We start from the raw sequence: 18179 nt of genomic DNA, 5'->3' as shown, positions 1-18179 counted from the left end.
TGTCACCCCGCTGTCCCGAGTCCTGGAGTTTCGCCCATGCCCCATGAAGGCAACCTGCTACAAGCCGCTGTCGTGTTTCTGCTGGCGGCCGTACTCATCGTCCCCTTGGCCAAGCGCCTGCAACTGGGGGCAGTGCTGGGTTACCTGTTCGCCGGCGTGATCATCGGCCCGTCGGTGCTGGGGCTGATCGACAACCCGCAAAGCGTCGCCAACATTTCCGAACTCGGTGTGGTGTTGCTGCTGTTCATCATCGGCCTGGAACTGTCGCCGCGACGCTTGTGGGTGATGCGTAAATCGGTGTTCGGCGTAGGCCTGGCGCAAGTGCTGCTGACCGGTTCGGCGATCGGCGTGGTGGCGCTGTGGGGATTTGCCCAGCCACTGAACACCGCGATCGTCCTCGGCCTCGGCTTGGCGCTGTCGTCCACGGCGTTCGGCCTGCAAAGCCTGGCCGAACGCAAGGAACTGACCAGCCCGCACGGGCGGCTGGCGTTCGCCATCCTGCTGTTTCAGGACATCGCCGCGATCCCGTTGATCGCCATGGTGCCGTTGCTGGCTGGCGGCGATCACAGCACCAGCGCCAGCGAAGACCTCAATCATGGCCTGCAAGTGCTGGTCAGCATCGCCGTGGTGGTGATCGGCGGGCGTTATCTGCTGCGACCGGTGTTTCGCGTGGTGACCAAGACCGCGTTGCCGGAAGTCTCCACCGCCACCGCGTTGCTGGTGGTGATCGGCACGGCCTGGCTGATGGAACTGGCGGGGATTTCCATGGCCCTGGGCGCCTTCCTCGCCGGCCTGCTGCTGGCGGACTCCGAGTATCGCCATGAACTGGAAGCCCAGATCGAGCCCTTCAAGGGCCTGTTGCTGGGGCTGTTTTTCATCAGCGTCGGCATGGGCGCGAACCTGAGCCTGTTGCTGAGCATGCCGGTCGCGGTGCTGGCCCTGACCCTGCTGCTGATCGCGATCAAACTGCCGCTGCTGTTCATTGTCGGTCGACTGGCCGGTGGCTTGAAGAAGGTCAGTGCGGTCCGTCTGGGCATCGTGTTGGCGGCCGGTGGCGAGTTTGCCTTCGTGGTGTTCAAGATCGGTCGCGATCATGGGCTGTTCGCGGCACAACTGTATGACCTGCTGGTGCTGACCATCACGCTGTCCATGGCGGTGACGCCGCTGTTGCTGCTGGTGTGCGCACGCCTGGTCAGCCCGAAAGTGCAGCCGGTGGAAGTGCCGGAAAAATTCCGCGAAATCGACGCCGACGCGCCACGGGTGGTGATTGCGGGCATGGGCCGCATGGGCCAGATCGTCGCGCGGATCCTGCGCGCGCAGAACATCAGGTTCGTGGCCCTCGACACCTCGGTGGAAACCATCGAACTGTCGCGCAGTTTCGGTGGCGTACCGGTGTTCTACGGCGACCCGATGCGCCCGGAAATCCTCAACGCGGCCAAGGTCGGCGAAGCCGAGTATTTCGTGATCGCCACCGACGACCCGGACACCAACATCAAGACCGCCGAACTGGTGCGCAAGCTCTACCCGCATATGAAGATCATCGCCCGCGCCCGCAACCGCCAGCACGTGCACCGGCTGATGGACGTCGGCGCCCATGCCGTGCGCGAAACCTTTTATTCGAGCCTGGAAATGAGCCGGCAAACCCTGATCGGGTTGGGGCTGACCCAGGCCCAGGCGGATGCGCGGATCAAACGCTTCAAGCAACACGACGAAGAGGTGCTGGAGGCCCAGCATGCGGTGTATGACGATGCGGTGAAGGTGATGCAGACGGCGCAGGAAGCGCGGGTTGAACTGGCCAGGTTATTCGAGTCGGATCAGCTGCAGGAGCAAGCGGGGACAAAATGAGGTGAATTCGAGGGCCCCATCGCCGGCAAGCCGGCTCCTACAAATTCATCGCAACCCTGTGGGAGCTGGCTTGCCAGCGATGAACGATAACGCGGTGTGATGGATCAACAACTACCAAGGAACCACCATGACTGACCAACCTGCCCCCGCCCTCAAGGAAATATTCAACGCCGAGCGCCTCAAGCACATCACCACAGAGATGACGGCGGTGTATCCCGATTTTGACGGCAAAAAATTCCTCAAGCTGGCCCAATCCGGCCTGGCGGACCTCAGCGTCATGCAGCGCATGGCCCGGGTCAGCGAGTGCCTGCACGCGGTGTTGCCGCTGGATTACGAGGCGTCGCTGCAGGTGCTGCGCGCCCTCGCCCCGCGCCTGAACAGCGGTTTTGTCAGCATGTGCCTGCCGCACTACGTCGCCAGCTACGGCGCCCATGCGTTCGAGCAGTCGATGGACGCGCTGAAGTACTTCACCACCTTCGGCTCCTCGGAATTCGCGATCCGCCATTTCCTGCGCAGCGACCTCGAGCGTTCGCTGCGGCTGATGCATGACTGGTCGCTGGATGACAACGAACACGTACGGCGCCTGGCCAGTGAAGGCTGTCGGCCACGCCTGCCCTGGTCATTCCGGCTGGAACCGGTTCAGGCCGATCCGACACTCGCGGCGAAAATCCTCGACAACCTCAAGGCCGACACCAGTCTCTACGTGCGCAAGTCCGTGGCCAATCACCTCAACGACATCACCAAGGATCACCCCGACTGGGTGCTGGACCTGATCGAAGGCTGGGCGCTGGACAACCGGCACAGCGCATGGATCGCCAGACACGCCTTGCGCAGCCTGATCAAACAGGGCAACCAGCGGGCGCTGGCGATCATCGGCGCGGGCGGCAAGCCTGAAGTCGAGATCGTCGATGTGAAAGTCGAACCGCCGGTGATTGGCCTGGGCGAAAAAATCACCCTGTCGTTTGCCGTCCGATCGACCGTTGAAAACAGTCAGCGCCTGGTCATCGATTACGCCATCGACTACGTCAAGGCCAACGGCAGCACCTCGGCGAAGGTGTTCAAGCTCAAGGCACTGACGCTGCCCGGCAATGCGCTCGAAGCCGTCAGCCGTGGCCAGCACATCAAGGAACTCACCACCCGCCGGCATTATGCGGGACGCCATGCGGTGCATATCATGGTCAATGGCGAACGGCTGGCCAGCACGGCGTTTGAGATTCTCGGTTGAACCTCAAGATCAATTCTGGATGGGCCGCCGCCATCGCGGGCAAGCCCGCTCCCACAGGTTTTTGTGTTGTTCACACTAACTGTGTAACACAGCAGATCCCTGTGGGAGCTGGCTTGCCAGCGATGGCGCCAGCTCAGGCACCGCCCAACAACAACCCTTGCTCCCGCTCACACAACTCCACCACATAATCCCACAACACCCGCAGCCGCACCGACTTGTGCAGCTCCCGACGAGTACTGATCCAGTAACTGCGCTGGATGCTTTCGTCCGGCAGCAACGGCACCAGACCGGGATCGGCGCTGGCCATGTAGCACGGCAGCACCGCGATCCCCAGGCCTGAGCGCGCCGCCTGTTGCTGGGCGATCACGCTGGTGCTGTGAAACACCACCCGCGGGTTGCGGCAGAAACTGTTGAGGAACATCAGTTCCTGGCTGAACAGCAGGTCATCGACGTAACCGATCCAGGCGTGGCGCCCCAGGTCTTCACGGCTGTGCAGCGGTGGCGAACGGTCGAGGTAGTCCTGGCTGGCGTACAGCGCCAGGCGATAGTCAGTGAGTTTGCGCGTGACCAGCATGTCGGCGGCCGGACGCTCCAGGTGGATGCTGATTTCCGCCTCGCGGTTGAGGATGCTGACAAAACGCGGTACCGCCACCAGTTCCACTTCCAGCCCCGGGTAGCGCTCGAACAAGCCGTTCATGCGACTGGCGAGGAACATGATGCCCAGCCCCTCCGTCACCCCGACGCGGATCTTGCCCAGCGGCGCGGTGGACTGAGTGATTTCCTCCTGGGCCAGCAGCGCCACGTTCTCCATGGCCTCGGCGTGTTTAAGCAACGCCTCGCCCGCCGGGGTCATCTCATAGCCCTGGGCATGCTGGACGAACAACGCCGTGCCGAGACTCTTTTCGATGGCCTCGATGTGCCGTGCCACGGTGGCATGGGTGGTGTTCAGGCGACGGGCTGCCGTGAGCAATCGCCCGCTGCGCTGCAATTCGAGAAAAAACCGCAGGTCATTCCAGTCGAACATGAATCGTCCTTGTTCTTTGCTGTTCGGGATGCTGTTTAAAAACGCACAGCGGCTGCGCAAAAACTAACATTCTTTTGACGAAAGCTAACAACTAGGATGACAGACAACAAGAACAACAAACGAGGTCAGGGATGCAGGCTTCCCTTGATGAATACGATTACATCGTGGTCGGGGCCGGGCCGGCCGGGTGTCTGCTGGCCAATCGACTGTCGGCCAACCCGCAACAGCGCGTATTGCTGCTCGAAGCCGGCGGCCGCGACAACTATGCCTGGATCCACATCCCCGTTGGTTACCTGTACTGCATCGGCAACCCGCGCACCGACTGGTGCTTCAAGACCGAAGCGCAACCGGGGCTGCAAGGCCGCGCCCTGAGCTACCCGCGTGGCAAGGTGCTGGGCGGCTGCTCCTCGATCAACGGCATGATCTACATGCGCGGCCAGGCCGGCGACTACGATAGCTGGGCCGCCGACGGCAATCCTGGCTGGAGCTGGCAAGACGTGTTGCCACTGTTTAAACAGAGTGAAAATCACTTTGCCGGCGCCGCCGAATTTCACGGCGCCGCGGGCGAATGGCGAGTGGAACGCCAGCGCCTGTCATGGCCGATTCTCGACGCCTTCCGCAGTGCCGCCGAACAAAGCGGCATCGCCGGCATCGATGACTTCAACCAGGGCGACAACGAAGGTTGCGGCTATTTCCAGGTCAATCAGAAGTCCGGTATCCGCTGGAATGCGGCCAAGGCCTTTCTCAAACCGGTGCGTCAGCGTGCCAATCTCAGCGTACTGACCGGAGTCGAAGTCGACCGCGTGCTGCTGGACAATGGCCGCGCCTCAGCGGTCAGCGCCCGCTGGCAAGGCCAGGCGAAAACCTTCAAGGCCCGCAAGGAGATTGTCCTCTGCGCCGGCTCGGTCGGTTCGCCGGGCATCCTGCAACGTTCCGGCATCGGCCCGCGCCCGCTGCTGGAACGGCTGGGCATCGGCGTCGCCCATGAGCTGCCCGGTGTCGGCGGCAATTTGCAGGATCACCTGCAACTGCGACTGATCTACAAGCTGGAAAACGCCCGCACCCTGAACCAGATTGCCGGCAGCCTGTGGGGCAAGATGGGCATGGGCCTGCGCTACCTGTACGACCGCAGCGGGCCGCTGTCCATGGCGCCAAGCCAGTTGGGCGCCTTTGCCCGCTCGGGGCCGGAACAGACCTCGGCCAACCTTGAATATCACGTGCAGCCGCTGTCGCTGGAGCGCTTTGGCGAACCGCTGCATGCCTTCCCGGCATTCACCGCATCGGTCTGTGATTTGCGCCCGCAAAGCCGTGGCCGGGTGGATATCCGCTCGGCCGATCCGCAGGAAGCACCGCTGATCCAGCCCAACTACCTCAGCCACCCCGAAGACCTGCGGGTCGCCGCCGACGCCATCCGCCTGACCCGGCGCATCGTTGCCGCACCGGCCTTGCGTGCCTTCAACCCGGTGGAATACCTGCCCGGCGCCAGCCTGCAAAGTGAAGAACAACTGCACGAAGCCGCCGCGCGCATCGGCACGACGATTTTCCATCCGGTGGGCACCTGCCGCATGGGCAACGACGCCGACGCCGTGGTCGATGCGCAACTCAAGGTCCACGGCGTCCCCGGCCTGCGCATCGCCGACGCCTCGATCATGCCGCGCATCACCTCGGGCAACACCTGCTCGCCGACGCTGATGATTGCGGAGAAGGCTGCGCAGATGATTCTCAACCCAGACGCAAGGAAACTCACTCAACCCATGGAGCTGGCAGCAAACATCTGAACACGGACAAATGTAGGAGCCGGCTTGCTGGCGATTGCGGCGAATCAGTCAACATTGATTTCGCGCCAGACAACGTCATCGCCAGCAAGCCGGCTCCTACACAAACGAATACACCCGATGCATCGATGTAGCGGCACCCGCCCACAAGGCCGGCGCCGACAGTGGAACAACAAAAACAATCACTGTGAGGGATACCGGTATGTCAGAACACGTTCAGCCCCTGGAAGCCGTGCGCAGCGCGGGCACCAGTCAGGAAACCCAGAAAGTCATCTTCGCCTCGTCCCTGGGGACAGTCTTCGAGTGGTACGACTTTTTCCTCTATGGCGCCCTCGCGGCGGTGATCAGCAAACAGTTCTTCGCCGGGGTCAACGACACCACGGCGTTCATCTTCGCCCTGATGGCCTTCGCCGCCGGCTTCATCGTCCGCCCGTTCGGCGCGCTGGTGTTCGGTCGGTTGGGGGACATGATCGGGCGCAAGTACACCTTCCTCGCCACCATCATCCTCATGGGCGTGGCGACGTTCTGTGTCGGGCTGCTGCCGACCTACGCGAGCATCGGCATCGCCGCGCCGATCATCCTGGTGGTGCTGCGCATGCTCCAGGGCCTGGCCCTGGGCGGTGAATACGGCGGCGCCGCGACCTACGTGGCCGAACACGCACCGATCGGCAAGCGCGGCTTCCACACCAGCTGGATTCAGTCCACCGCGACCCTGGGACTGTTGCTCTCGCTGCTGGTCGTGCTGGGCTGTCGCTACTTCACCGGCGATCAGTTCGAAGTCTGGGGCTGGCGCATTCCGTTCCTGTTCTCCATCGTGCTGCTGGGCATCTCGACCTGGATTCGCATGAGCCTGCACGAGTCGCCGGCCTTCGTGAAAATGAAGGAAGAAGGCAAGCTGTGCAAGCAGCCGATCCGCGACTCCTTCGGCAAATGGGAAAACCTCAAGGTGGTGTTGATCGCCCTGTTCAGCATCAATGCCGGGCAAGCGGTAACCTTCTACGCCGCGCAATTCTATGTGCTGTTCTTCCTCACCCAGTTCCTGAAAATGGACCCGGCGGTGGCCAACGGCTTGCTGATCGTCAGCGTGACCATTGGCGCACCCTTCTTCATTTTCTTCGGCTGGCTGTCGGACAAGGTCGGGCGCAAACCGGTGCTGATGCTCGGCCTGTTGCTGGCCACCGCGTTGTACTTCCCGATCTTCAAGACCCTGGCCCACTACGCCAACCCGGCGATCGACCAGGCCAGCCGCCAGGCACCGATCACCGTGATGGCCGACCCGGCCACCTGCACCTTCCAGTTCGACCCGGTGGGCAAGGCGAAATTCGACAGCCCGTGCGACAAGGTCAAGACCTTCCTGGTCAAGCAGGGCCTGCCGTACCAAAGCGCAGCAGCCCCGGTCGGCAGTGGCGTGCAGGTGAGCGTCGGTGACGTGAAGATCGACGGTTTCGACGAAGCCGCCCTGCGCGGCGCGGTGACCCTCGCCGGCTACCCGCAACAGGCGGACATGCAGCAGATCAACAAACCGATGATCGTCGCGCTGATCGTCGCGCTGATCATCATCTCGGCGATGTGCTACGGCCCGCTGGCGGCGTTGATGGTCGAACTGTTCCCGACCCGCATCCGCTACACCTCGATGTCCCTGCCCTACCACATCGGCAACGGCTGGTTCGGCGGCTTCCTGCCAACCGTGTCGTTCGCGTTGGTGGTGTACACCGGGGACATCTTCTACGGGCTGTGGTATCCGGTGGTGATCACCGGGGTGAGCCTGGTGGTGGGGATGATTTGCCTGCGTGAGACACGCAACGTCGATCTCGACAAGAACTGAGGTCGTGCCTGCCGACGAGGGAGCTCGCTCCCTCGTCGCGTTGATCAGACTTCGGCGTCAAGCAACTCGAACTTCACCTGATCCGGATAGAACGCCACGTATTCGCGTATCTGCTCTACCGATATCTTGGGGTTCTCATAACTCCACACCGCATTGGCAGCCTCATGCCCCGGCACCTGCAAACTGAAATAACTGGCATCGCCCTTGTACGGGCAATAACTGGTGTGGTCGGTGCGGGCGTAATACTTCTCGTCGATGTCCTCTCGCGGCACGTAGTACACCGGCGGGTAATTGGCCTCCAGCAACACCAGCGCGCGAGCCGAAGCGGCGACCTGAATGCCGTGGAACCTCACCAACAGACAACCAGGCTGCTCGGCGATGGTGATGACAGGGCTAGGACCGGAGCTTTTCATGGAAAACCTTCCTCATGACGGTGATGGACCTGCAAATCGATGATGATGGTGGTGGTGTGGGAGCGTGGCTTGCCCGCGATGGGCTGCACAGCAGCCCCAAAACCTGAAACCACGATTCATCAGGTATAACCCAAGTTTTACCCTCGCGACGGCTTCACAGCCGAACGGGAGCGACACACCAAGCTGTACATCCATACAGATAAAGATTGCTCCATCGCCCATCAACCGCCATTCTGTGCACCTCTGGCACATTAGATCGACGATGGTGGTTATGCGGCTGTACCTCTGTGAAAAACCCTCCCAGGCCAAAGACATTGCGGCAGTCCTCGGCGCCCGGCGCCGGGGCGATGGCTGCTGGCTGGGAACGGACGTCACGGTGACCTGGTGCATCGGCCACCTGCTGGAAACCGCGCCGCCGGATGCCTACGACGCGCGCTACAAGCGCTGGGTGCTGGCCGACCTGCCGATCATCCCCGAAAAGTGGAAGATGACCGTCAAGCCGCGCACCGCCAGCCAGTACAAGGCAGTCAAGCGCCTGCTCGGTGAAGCGTCCGAATTGATCATTGCCACGGACGCCGACCGCGAGGGCGAGATGATCGCCCGGGAACTGGTGGAGCATTGCCGTTATCGCGGGCCGATCCGCCGCCTCTGGCTGTCGGCGCTGGACGATGCATCCATCCGCAAGGCCCTCGCGGCCCTCAAACCGGGCAACGAAACCTTCAGCCTCTATCACTCGGCCCTGGGGCGCTCCCGGGCCGACTGGCTGATCGGCATGAACATGAGCCGACTGTTTACCTTGCTCGGGCGCCAGTCTGGCTATCAGGGTGTGTTGCCGGTGGGCCGGGTGCAAACGCCGACCTTGCGCCTGGTGGTGGATCGCGATCGCAGCATCGCCGACTTTGTGCCCGTCGCCTATTGGGCGATCGATGTGCAACTGCTGCACAACGACACCGCGTTCACCGCGCAATGGCGCGCGCCATCGGAGCTTTGCGACGATCAGGACCGCTGCCTGAATCAGGCGCTGGCACAACAAGCAGCGGCGGCCATGCGCGGCGCGGCCAGCGCGCGGGTGATCAAGCTACGTACCGAACGGATGCGCGAAGTGGCCCCGCTGCCGTTCGACCTGGGCACCCTGCAGGAGGTCTGCTCGAAGAAGCTCGGCCTCGGCGCCCAGGAAACCCTGGACATCGCCCAGGCGCTCTACGAAACCTACAAGGTCATCACCTATCCGCGCAGTGATTGCGGCTACTTGCCCCTCAGCCAGCACAGCGAGGCGCCGGCCATCCTGGCGGCGCTGCGCCAGGCCGATCCGGCGTTGAACGCCTTGCATGACCACCTGGATCCGCAACGCCGCTCACGAGCCTGGAACGATGCCGGGGTCAGCGCTCACCACGGCATCATCCCCACCGCCGCGGCGAAGAATCTCGACAAGCTGACGGGCAAGCAGCGCGCCGTCTACACGCTGATCCGTGCGCGCTACCTGGCGCAGTTCCTGCCCAACCACGAATACGACCGCACCCAGGCCGACTTCGACTGCGCGGGCCAGGCGCTGCGCGCGGTCGGCAAGCAGATCATCGAACCGGGCTGGAAACGCGCCCTGCCCGAAGCCCTGGCGCCGGCCAAGGGACGCGAAGCCCCTGCGCCGCAGACCCTGCCCAACCTCGCCGAAGGCATCGATTGCGCAGTGGCCGGCGTGCAACTCAAGGACCTCTGGACGCAACCGCCGAAGCCGTTCACCGAAGGCGATCTGATCAAGGCCATGAAGAACGTCGCCAAACTGGTGGAAGACCCGCTGCTCAAGCAAAAGCTCAAGGACACCACCGGCATCGGCACCGAAGCGACCCGCGCCTCGATCATCCAGGGCCTGCTCGACCGTGGTTATCTGGTCAAGCACGGCAAGGCCCTGGCCGCCACACCGGCCGCGTTCAGCCTGATCGATGCCGTGCCGCGAGCCATCGCCGATCCGGGCACCACGGCGATCTGGGAACAGGCCCTGGACATGGTGCAAAGCGGGGAAATGAGCCTGGAAGAGTTCGTCACCAAACAGGCGGCGTGGATGAGCAAGCAAGTCAGTCGCTGCGCCGGGCTGAGCATGACCATCAGCGGCCCGCCACCCACCGGCTCCGCCGCAGCCCCATGGAAGAAAAAGCGCAAAGGCACTGCGCGCAAACCAGCAAGCGGCACCAGGCGCAAGGCAAAACCGGCAAGCAACCCTCAAACCTGACACCGAACCCTGTGGCGAGCTCCCTCGCCACAAATTACTTGTCGCCAACCATAATGAATTGGTGTCCCTGCCCCGGCGTAACTGGAGCCAACCCGTATGTCTTCGATTGAACTGCACGCCGCCCAACGCGATGAACTGGATACCATCGAGAACCTGATGCAGTTCTACACCTACGACTTCAGCGAATGGTTGCCATTGAAGCTGGGCGAATACGGACTCTTCAACATCCTGCCCATGCCCGACTACTGGCGACACCCGGCCACCCGCCCCTTCCTGATCAAGGTTGACGGGGAACTGGCCGGCTTCGTCACCGTGGATAACCAGGTCCATCTACCCGGCGCCGACTACAACATCGGCTATCTGTTTGTCAGCCGAGGTTTCCGTGGCCGGGGTGTCGCGCGATTTGTCGTATCCACCCTCTTGAGCCGGTTCCCCGGTCAATGGCAGATTTTCCATATCGACACGAACAGGCTGGCACGCCTGTTCTGGACCGCCGTAATGCCGGGGCTTGGCGTTGACGGGCTCACCTTGCATCAGCAGGTAGTTGACGGCCATCCCTGCACTTTTTACCGCTTTGAGTGTCCGTCTTTGTTGCCCTGACCAACGCGCCCCCGACTCCCCTCGCTAATTCCGAACAGCTTTGTCCGACAATATGTAGTGACTGAAAATATTCACTACAAAACCGTTGACGCCTCCGATTTGCCCTTGCATGATGCAGACGTCTCCCCGATCGGGAGTACAGGCAACACGTTTGAGCAAGCTCGTCTGACCGCCGAGCTGTTTTTCCCGGATACACGCTGCCCACAAGGCAGATTGAAGAAGCTGACCTGGCCTGAACGTCCAGTACAAGGGCGAGAAGACTTGGCGAGCAATCCTCATGATGCTTGTGGCCGACCCTGAAAACGTCGGCAGTGGCCTTAAGGTTTTCGCCGCTTCTCTTCGTTGTGACGCTATTGCGTAGCAGTTATTCAACACGACTACATGCAACAGACGCAGGACCCCGCCCGATAAGGCGGTCGAACGCTGACGTCCTGGTTTCGGTGCCAGGGATCAACTAACCGATGGGCTACCTGTATTAGCGAATCAACTTTGAAAGATCACCAATTGGTCAAGGGGCATATATGATGAATCTGAACAATCAACCAACTATCGATGAACTGGCTCGTATGTTCGCTGCAAAAAAAGACAGCCACGACAACCATATTCTCTGGATCAGCAAGTGTGGCCAGGTTCATATCGACTGCCTGTCGCCGCATGCCCATGAAGCAGAGTTCGACCAGAACAACCAGAACCTGCTGGCCCGACTGAAGATGTACCGTCGCGGCCAGGGCTATGTCGGCAAAAAAGCCGCAGCCGACAAGGACTTCATCGGTAATGTTCTGCAAACCCTGAAACAGGCCTGGGCCTCGATGCAGGGCCAGAACGAAGTTCGGGTGATTGACCGGCTCTACTGATTACTATTGATACACAAAGCCTGCTCCCAATAAGGAGCAGGCTTTTTTATGCCCATACAAAGATCAAATGGACTGACCCCAAAATGTTGGACGGTCTACTGCCACATGCCCACTGACTGAGTCCTGTATTCCACAGGACTCAGTCCGCCGAGCTTTGATTTGATCCGATCATGATTGTAGTAACTGATGTACTCGTCCAGCCCTACATTCAGCTCTTCCAGGTTCTCGAAGCGTTTGAGGTAGAAAAACTCGGACTTCAGGGTGCCGAAGAAGCTCTCCATCGCCGCATTGTCGAGGCAGTTTCCCTTACGTGACATGCTCTGCTTTATGCCGCGTTGCTTCAGCGCATGCTGATAGCGAGGTTGCTGATACTGCCAGCCTTGGTCGGAGTGAAGCAGCAGATGAGTCGGTCCTCGTAGGCGCTCGAAGGCCTTTTCCAGCATTCCGGTCACCAAAGCAAAGCACGGTCGCGGGGCCGTTTCATAGGCGATGATCTCACCGTTGTACAAGTCCATTACCGGCGACAGATAGAGTTTCTTTGATCCGACCTTGAACTCGGTGACGTCAGTTACCCACTTCTGATTGGGCCGTTGCGCGACGAAATTACGCTCCAGGAGATTCGCCGCTATGGTTCCAATTTGCCCCTTGTAGGATCGATATTTTTTGGGGCGCACCAAGGACTTAAGGCCCATGCGATCCATTAAGCGCTGAATCATTTTTTCACTGACCGACTCTTTCTTTTGAAGCGCCAAAGCGATGCGGCGATAGCCAAATCGCCCTTCGTGCTCGTCGTAGAGGTCTCGGATCTTCGTTTTCAGCGAGGCGTATTTGTCGGGTTTCTGAAGGGCGCTGACCTGGTAATAGAACGTGCTGCGAGCCAGGTTGGCTAGCTTGAGCAGACCGTCCAGAGGAAACCTGGATCTCAACGCCATTACGGCGATGGTTTTTTCCCGGGGCGACTCCTCTTCGAAACCTCCTTTATCTCTTCGAGCTTTTTTAGGTAAGCGTTCTCCATACGCAGGTGTTCGAGTTCGGCCTTCAGTTGCTCTCGGCTCTTCGAATCGTCGTCCACGGATTGGGATTGATCAGGGACAGGCGTTTTTTTGGGCATGACGACAGCCTTTTTTCTCTTGGGTACGATCAGGACAGGAAGACCGCCACTGTAGTACTGCCGCTCCCAAATGCCCACCTGCGAGGACTGACCAAGCCCGAACCGCGCGGCGACTTCCCGATGTGAGAGCCGCTCCTTTTGCATGCATTGGATGACTGAGCGTTTAAATGCCGCGCTGTAATGGCGACCATGAGATTGCAGGCCAGCACTGCCTCGGGCCCGATAGGTGGCGACCCAGCGCCGAAGCAGGCTGCAGTCGATCAAGTAGCGGTGAGCTACCTTGCGAAAACCTACATTGCCGTTGATATAAGCCTCAATGGCCGTAATTTTGAACTGAAGCGAAAACTTGCCCATGGAAACACCGCCAAAAGTCAGGATTGGTGTCCAGCTTTTGGGGTGCAGTCCAAAATGTGGGAGCGGGCTTGCTCGCGAATACGGTGTGTCAGATAACACTCTGCCAATTGATACACGTAGTCTCCTGTAGGAGCTGGCTTGCCAGCGATGGTCGATAACGATAACGCTTGGGTACCGGGTAACCGCGGCGCTCTGGAGTCCATCGCCAGCAAGCCGGCTCCTACAGGGGTTTGTGGTGTTCAGGAAAAATCGGTGCCTGACACCAACTCCACAAACGCCAGCGCCGCCGCACTGTGGTAGTTGTTCTTGCGCCGCAGCAATGCCGCCCCGCGCTCAGGCGCTGTGCCCTGCATGCAAAGCCTGCGTAATGCCCGATCCTGAGTGGCGATGGGTTCCGGCAGGATGGTGGCGATGGCGCAGTGTCGGATGACTTCCAGCAGCGTGTTGACCGAGTTCACCTCAATCACCACATTGGGCGTGATCTGCACCTGAGTGAAGTACTCATCAATGCACGTGCGAGTGAAGTAGTCCGGGGTCAGCAGGGCAAACTCAAGCCGGCCCACCTCTTCGGCGGACAGCGCGCCCTGATGTTCGTAGAGCGGATGATCCCGCCCGACCATCAACCCCAGGGTCTCGGTAAACGCCGGGATCGATTCGATGTCAGCACTCCGCACCTGATCAAACGCAATCGCGATATCCAGCGAATCATCCGCCAGCCCGGCCTCGATCTCGTCCATCGACAACTCGAAAATCTCCAGGTGGATGTTCGGATATCGCGCCACGTAGTCGCGCACCAGCGGCCCTACCAGATAGGCCATGAAGGTCGGTGTCATGGCCAGGCGCAAGGTGCCGCGGGACAAATCCTTCACATCATGCAACGCACGCTTGCCCGCCTCCAGCTCCACCAATACCCGCCGGGCACATGCAATGTAAGCCTCACCGGCATCGGTGGGTTTGACCGTGCGCGAAGTACGGTCGAACAGGCTCACACCGAGGGACTCTTCCAGCTGCCGGATCTGCTGCGACAAGGTCGGCTGGGACACGTGCAGCACTTCGGCGGCGCGGGTGAATCCACCCTGGTCGGCCACCGCCAGCAGGTAACGCAAATGTCGAAGCAGCATGGGATTCTCCATCTATAGGCTGTACTTATGGATTGCATTGTATATCGGTCTTGGACGCTATGGATGGATCGGCAGAAGATGGCCCCACACCCAAGCAACACCCCTCCCGATAGGAGAATCACCATGCAACAATCCCATGCCTACAACGACCCAAGCCTGGCCCTGACCACTTCTGTCCTGGGTGCCAAGGCGCGCAAAAACCTGTCGTGGCAGGACCTGGCCGACGGTACCGGCCTGAGCCTGGCCTACGTCACCGCCGCCCTGCTCGGTCAACACCCGCTGCCGGAAGCTGCCGCCCAGGTAGTCGGCGACAAACTGGAGCTGGACGCCGACGCCGTGGCCCGACTGCAGATCATCCCGCTGCGCGGCAGTCTCTCGGGTGTGCCGACCGACCCGACCATCTACCGCTTCCACGAAATGATCCAGATCTACGGCACCACCCTCAAGGCCCTGGTCCATGAGCAGTTCGGCGACGGCATCATCAGCGCGATCAACTTCAAGCTCGACATGAAGAAAGTCGAAGATCCGGAAGGCGGTTCCCGCGCGGTCATCACCCTCGACGGCAAGTTCCTGCCCCTGCGTCCTTTCTAAGTTGATAGCGGCCCGCACGACCGGTGCGGGCCGAACCCTGCTCATCCAAGAGGAAGCGATCATGAAAGCACTCATCGACGGTTTTCTGAAGTTCCAGAAAGAAGCCTTTCCGCAACGCACCGACCTGTTCAAGCACCTGGCCACCACCCAACACCCGGGCACGCTGTTCATCACCTGCTCCGACAGCCGTGTCGTGCCGGAGCTGCTGACCCAGCAAGAGCCCGGTGAACTGTTCGTGATCCGTAACGCCGGCAACATCGTGCCGTCCTACAGCCCGCACCCGGGTGGCGTGTCGGCCACGGTCGAATACGCCGTCGCGGTGCTCGGTGTCACCGACATCGTGATCTGCGGTCATTCGGACTGTGGTGCCATGACGGCGGTGGCCAAGTGCACCTGCATGGACCACCTGCCCGCCGTCAGCGGCTGGCTGCAACATGCCGAGTCGGCAAAAGTGATCAACGAGGCGCGGCCACACGCCAGTGAGGCGGCCAAGGTCAGTTCGATGGTTCGCGAGAATGTCATCGCCCAACTGGCCAACATCCAGACGCACCCGAGCGTGCGCCTGGCCCAGGAAAAAGGCCTGCTGAACCTGCATGGCTGGGTGTACGACATCGAGACCGGTTCGATCGACGCGCTGGATGCCGACAGCCGCAGCTTCGTGTCGCTGGTCGAGCACCCGCACACCTGTGCCGTATCGGCCAGGGCAATCAAAGCCGCCTGATCAGAACCACCGCTTGATCAAAAAAGTGACCGCCCTTGCAGCGGTCACAGCTTCGGCTCTCTCAGCGTTTGACGCCCAGATCGACCTGGGTCATGCGACTACGAATGGTGAACACACCATCCCCCGAAAGAATCGCACTGCGCGCAAACAGGCGCCCGCTCTCCCAGTTCGAAAGCCCCAGTTCCGGCTTGTTCAGCGCGTACTGGCCGTCGACCCAACGGGTGATGCCATTGCCGACAAAGGGCGCGTTGACCGCGTTGTAGAAACGCTCATGGGCCTCGGCACTTTCACTGATCAACGACACGGTGAATTGCGGGCTGTAGCGATTGAACAAGGCAATGGCGCTGTCCAGGTCGTCGATGATTTTCAGGCTGACTTCCGGGGTTTCTTCCCACTCCCACTCGCGGCCCAATTGATCTTCCGGCAACGGCTCGGCCTGCGCCTCGGTCTGATTACCTTCGGCGCGGTACACCTCGACCGTTGCCGTCAGCCAGTCTTGCGGCAGGTGCGACTCGCTGCCTTCGACGATGTGCAGCTTGCAGCCCTGCCCCCGTGCGGTGCCGGCCTGCTTGAGTGCATCGAGGAACAGCGGCACCAGCTCAGCGGCGCGATCGCGGTGGATCAGGCAGACGTTCAGGGTGTTGCAGACTTTGCGGTCCAGGGAGTTGCGCACCACGGCGGCAAAGCGCCCGGCGTCGGCATCGGCGTTGGCGATCAGCCAGGCGCCACCGGTGCCGTGCAGGCTGACCGCCGTTCCGGCCTGTTGCGCAATGCTGCCCAACTGGCTGACGGCGCGACCCGAACCACGGGCCACCGCCAGTGACAGGCGTCGATCCGCGAACATCGCCCAACCGGCGGCGTGGTTGACACTTTCCACCAGCGACACCGCACCGGCCGGCAAACCGGCGTCGCTCAGTGCAGGGTTCAACGCATGGGTGACGATCGCCTGGGCCGTGCCCAGCGCATCACTGCCAATGCGCAGCACAGCGGTGTTGCCGGTGCGCAACACCCCGGCCGCATCGGCAAACACATTTGGCCGGCCTTCGAAAACGAACGCGACGATGCCCAGGGGCGAGACCACTTGCTCGACTTTCCAGCCATCGTGCTCGACGCAACTGATCACCTTGCCACGGCTGGCCGCTGCATCACGCCACGCGCGCAGGCCGGCGATCATGTCGCGGCGCATGCGCTCGTCGGCCAGCAAGCGGGTGGTCGATCGACCGCGCGCCTTGGCCCGCTCGATGTCGGCCAGGTTGGCGGCCTCGATCAGCGCCCAGCATTGCGGGGTTTCCAGGCGCTGGGCAAACAGGTCGAAGAAGGCGCTGATGGCTTGATCGGACACCGCCGACAGCGCGCCGAACGCCGCCTGGGCGCGCTCGATCGCAACGTTGGCCGCTTGCTGGTCCGCCACGGGGATCAACAGCAACTCGCCGCTGACCTGCTCCACCAGCAGGTGGTCACCGGGCTGGAAACGCTGCGCCAGTTCGGGGCTGACGACAGTGACACGATTACCGGCGAAAGGGATGGGCGTGCCAGCGACTAGACGTTCGAGCGCAAGAGACATGAAGCGGTTACACCATGCAATGGGCGGCCGGAAAATGTATAGCAATTTCCCTGTGGGAGCGAGCCTGCTCGCGAAGAGGCCGGCACATCCAACATAGCTGCAGCCTGACACTCCGCCATCGCGAGCAGGCTCGCTCCCACAGGGGTAAGAGGTATGTGGTGACCGTTTACGTATCTCAATGTGTACAACCCCGCCACCGACACACCCCGCACGCAAAACCCCGCCCCGACGACACACCGCAGATACACCCCGTTGATGAAATACGCCTGTCGATTGGCCCGGCCGATCAAAGCGTTCAACTCACGGGACATGCCGTTGCCCCGCCTCCCCGACCTGAAAGAGATCAACGTCCATGAACATCTCCATTTCTTCGGCCGTCAAAGGCCTGCACCTGAATCTCGACCGTGCTGGCGACTGGGTTGCCCCCTTGGCGCTGCGAGTGTTCCTCGCCTGGGAATTTTTTGAGTCGGGCCTGGAAAAACTCAACGGCCAGAACTGGTTTGCCGACATCCAGGAGCGCTTCCCGTTTCCGTTCGACCACATTCCGGCGGCGCTGAACTGGGAACTGTCGATGTGGGCCGAACTGATCTTCGCCATGACCTTGCTGGTGGGCCTGGGCACACGTTTTTCGGCGTTGAGCCTGATGGTGGTGACCCTGGTCGCAACCGCTGCCGTGCATTGGCCCGCCGACTGGCACAGCCTGAGTGAACTTGCCCAAGGCTATGCCATCAGCAACAAGGGTTACGGCAACTTCAAACTGCCTTTGATCTACCTTGTGGCGATCACGCCGTTGTTGTTGTCGGGTGCCGGCAAGCTCAGCATCGATGCGCTGCTGACCCGTTTCTTCTGGCGTCGTTGAAACGAATCCTGCAACGCATTACCTGCCGGCGATGGCCTCAAGTGCGCCGCGCTTATCCGGTTCACACGCGTTA

General features: G+C 61.2%; 15 protein-coding genes. 10 read left to right on the top strand and 5 right to left on the bottom strand.

Going from position 1 to position 18179, the window contains the following annotated elements; translation table 11 throughout:
* Positions 1-36: 36 nt before the first annotated feature.
* Both AB4O16_RS29530 and AB4O16_RS29525 read left to right on the top strand, forming a co-directional pair.
* Positions 37-1845, top strand: a complete 1809-nt coding sequence (locus tag AB4O16_RS29530) for a monovalent cation:proton antiporter-2 (CPA2) family protein (RefSeq protein ID WP_460156540.1) — start codon at positions 37-39, stop codon at positions 1843-1845.
* Positions 1846-1972: 127 nt separating this feature from the next.
* On the top strand, positions 1973-3070 hold the full coding sequence (locus tag AB4O16_RS29525; RefSeq protein ID WP_460156539.1) for a DNA alkylation repair protein: 1098 nt from the start codon (positions 1973-1975) through the stop codon (positions 3068-3070).
* Between the two features lie 133 nt (positions 3071-3203).
* Here AB4O16_RS29525 and AB4O16_RS29520 read toward each other — a convergent pair whose 3' ends face one another.
* Positions 3204-4094 (bottom strand): LysR family transcriptional regulator, encoded by an 891-nt coding sequence (locus AB4O16_RS29520; protein WP_160387832.1) that lies wholly within the window; start codon positions 4092-4094, stop codon positions 3204-3206.
* Positions 4095-4225: 131 nt separating this feature from the next.
* Here AB4O16_RS29520 and AB4O16_RS29515 point away from each other — a divergent pair, with 131 nt between their 5' ends.
* Positions 4226-5872 (top strand): GMC family oxidoreductase, encoded by a 1647-nt coding sequence (locus AB4O16_RS29515; RefSeq protein WP_460156538.1) that lies wholly within the window; start codon positions 4226-4228, stop codon positions 5870-5872.
* 199 nt (positions 5873-6071) lie between these two features.
* On the top strand, positions 6072-7694 hold the full coding sequence (locus tag AB4O16_RS29510) for an MFS transporter (protein ID WP_460156537.1): 1623 nt from the start codon (positions 6072-6074) through the stop codon (positions 7692-7694).
* A gap of 44 nt (positions 7695-7738) precedes the next feature.
* Here AB4O16_RS29510 and AB4O16_RS29505 read toward each other — a convergent pair whose 3' ends face one another.
* A complete protein-coding gene (locus AB4O16_RS29505; protein WP_160387835.1) occupies positions 7739-8107 on the bottom strand; it encodes a DUF427 domain-containing protein in 369 nt (122 codons plus the stop codon).
* A gap of 271 nt (positions 8108-8378) precedes the next feature.
* Between AB4O16_RS29505 and AB4O16_RS29500 the strand changes: the two genes are divergently transcribed.
* From AB4O16_RS29500 to AB4O16_RS29490, 3 genes are all read left to right on the top strand, one after another.
* Complete coding sequence (locus AB4O16_RS29500) at positions 8379-10331, top strand: DNA topoisomerase III (protein WP_460156536.1); 1953 nt, start codon at positions 8379-8381, stop codon at positions 10329-10331.
* A gap of 96 nt (positions 10332-10427) precedes the next feature.
* Positions 10428-10931 carry a GNAT family N-acetyltransferase gene (locus tag AB4O16_RS29495; RefSeq protein WP_460156535.1) on the top strand — a complete coding sequence of 168 codons (504 nt, stop codon included), beginning with the start codon at positions 10428-10430 and terminating at the stop codon, positions 10929-10931.
* A gap of 524 nt (positions 10932-11455) precedes the next feature.
* Positions 11456-11785, top strand: a complete 330-nt coding sequence (locus tag AB4O16_RS29490) for a hypothetical protein (protein WP_110662543.1) — start codon at positions 11456-11458, stop codon at positions 11783-11785.
* Between the two features lie 95 nt (positions 11786-11880).
* On the opposite strand, the gene AB4O16_RS29485 is transcribed toward AB4O16_RS29490, so the two are convergent.
* Positions 11881-13250 (bottom strand): IS3 family transposase gene (locus AB4O16_RS29485; protein WP_371925942.1). Its coding sequence is split into 2 segments (ribosomal slippage): positions 11881-12774 and positions 12777-13250, totalling 1368 coding nucleotides; the frame shifts between segments, so codons are not numbered across the junction.
* A gap of 239 nt (positions 13251-13489) precedes the next feature.
* Positions 13490-14371, bottom strand: a complete 882-nt coding sequence (gene cynR, locus AB4O16_RS29480; RefSeq protein ID WP_460156534.1) for a transcriptional regulator CynR — start codon at positions 14369-14371, stop codon at positions 13490-13492.
* 123 nt (positions 14372-14494) lie between these two features.
* Here cynR and cynS point away from each other — a divergent pair, with 123 nt between their 5' ends.
* Together cynS and AB4O16_RS29470 are read left to right on the top strand one after the other, a co-directional pair.
* Entirely contained in the window at positions 14495-14962 is a 468-nt protein-coding gene (gene cynS / locus AB4O16_RS29475; protein WP_460156533.1) for a cyanase, read from the top strand.
* Positions 14963-15023: 61 nt separating this feature from the next.
* Positions 15024-15683: a carbonic anhydrase gene (locus tag AB4O16_RS29470; RefSeq protein WP_160387840.1), complete on the top strand. Its 660-nt coding sequence runs from the start codon at positions 15024-15026 to the stop codon at positions 15681-15683.
* Between the two features lie 61 nt (positions 15684-15744).
* Here AB4O16_RS29470 and AB4O16_RS29465 read toward each other — a convergent pair whose 3' ends face one another.
* On the bottom strand, positions 15745-17247 hold the full coding sequence (locus AB4O16_RS29465) for an aldehyde dehydrogenase family protein (RefSeq protein ID WP_460156532.1): 1503 nt from the start codon (positions 17245-17247) through the stop codon (positions 15745-15747).
* 352 nt (positions 17248-17599) lie between these two features.
* Here AB4O16_RS29465 and AB4O16_RS29460 point away from each other — a divergent pair, with 352 nt between their 5' ends.
* Positions 17600-18106 carry an HvfX family Cu-binding RiPP maturation protein gene (locus AB4O16_RS29460; RefSeq protein ID WP_460156531.1) on the top strand — a complete coding sequence of 169 codons (507 nt, stop codon included), beginning with the start codon at positions 17600-17602 and terminating at the stop codon, positions 18104-18106.
* The last annotated feature ends 73 nt before the right edge of the window (positions 18107-18179 follow it).

The sequence above is a fragment of the Pseudomonas sp. S2_H10 genome (assembly GCF_054668285.1).
The sequence above is the reverse complement of the archived record's forward strand: the minus strand, read 5'-3'. Positions and strand labels throughout refer to the sequence as shown.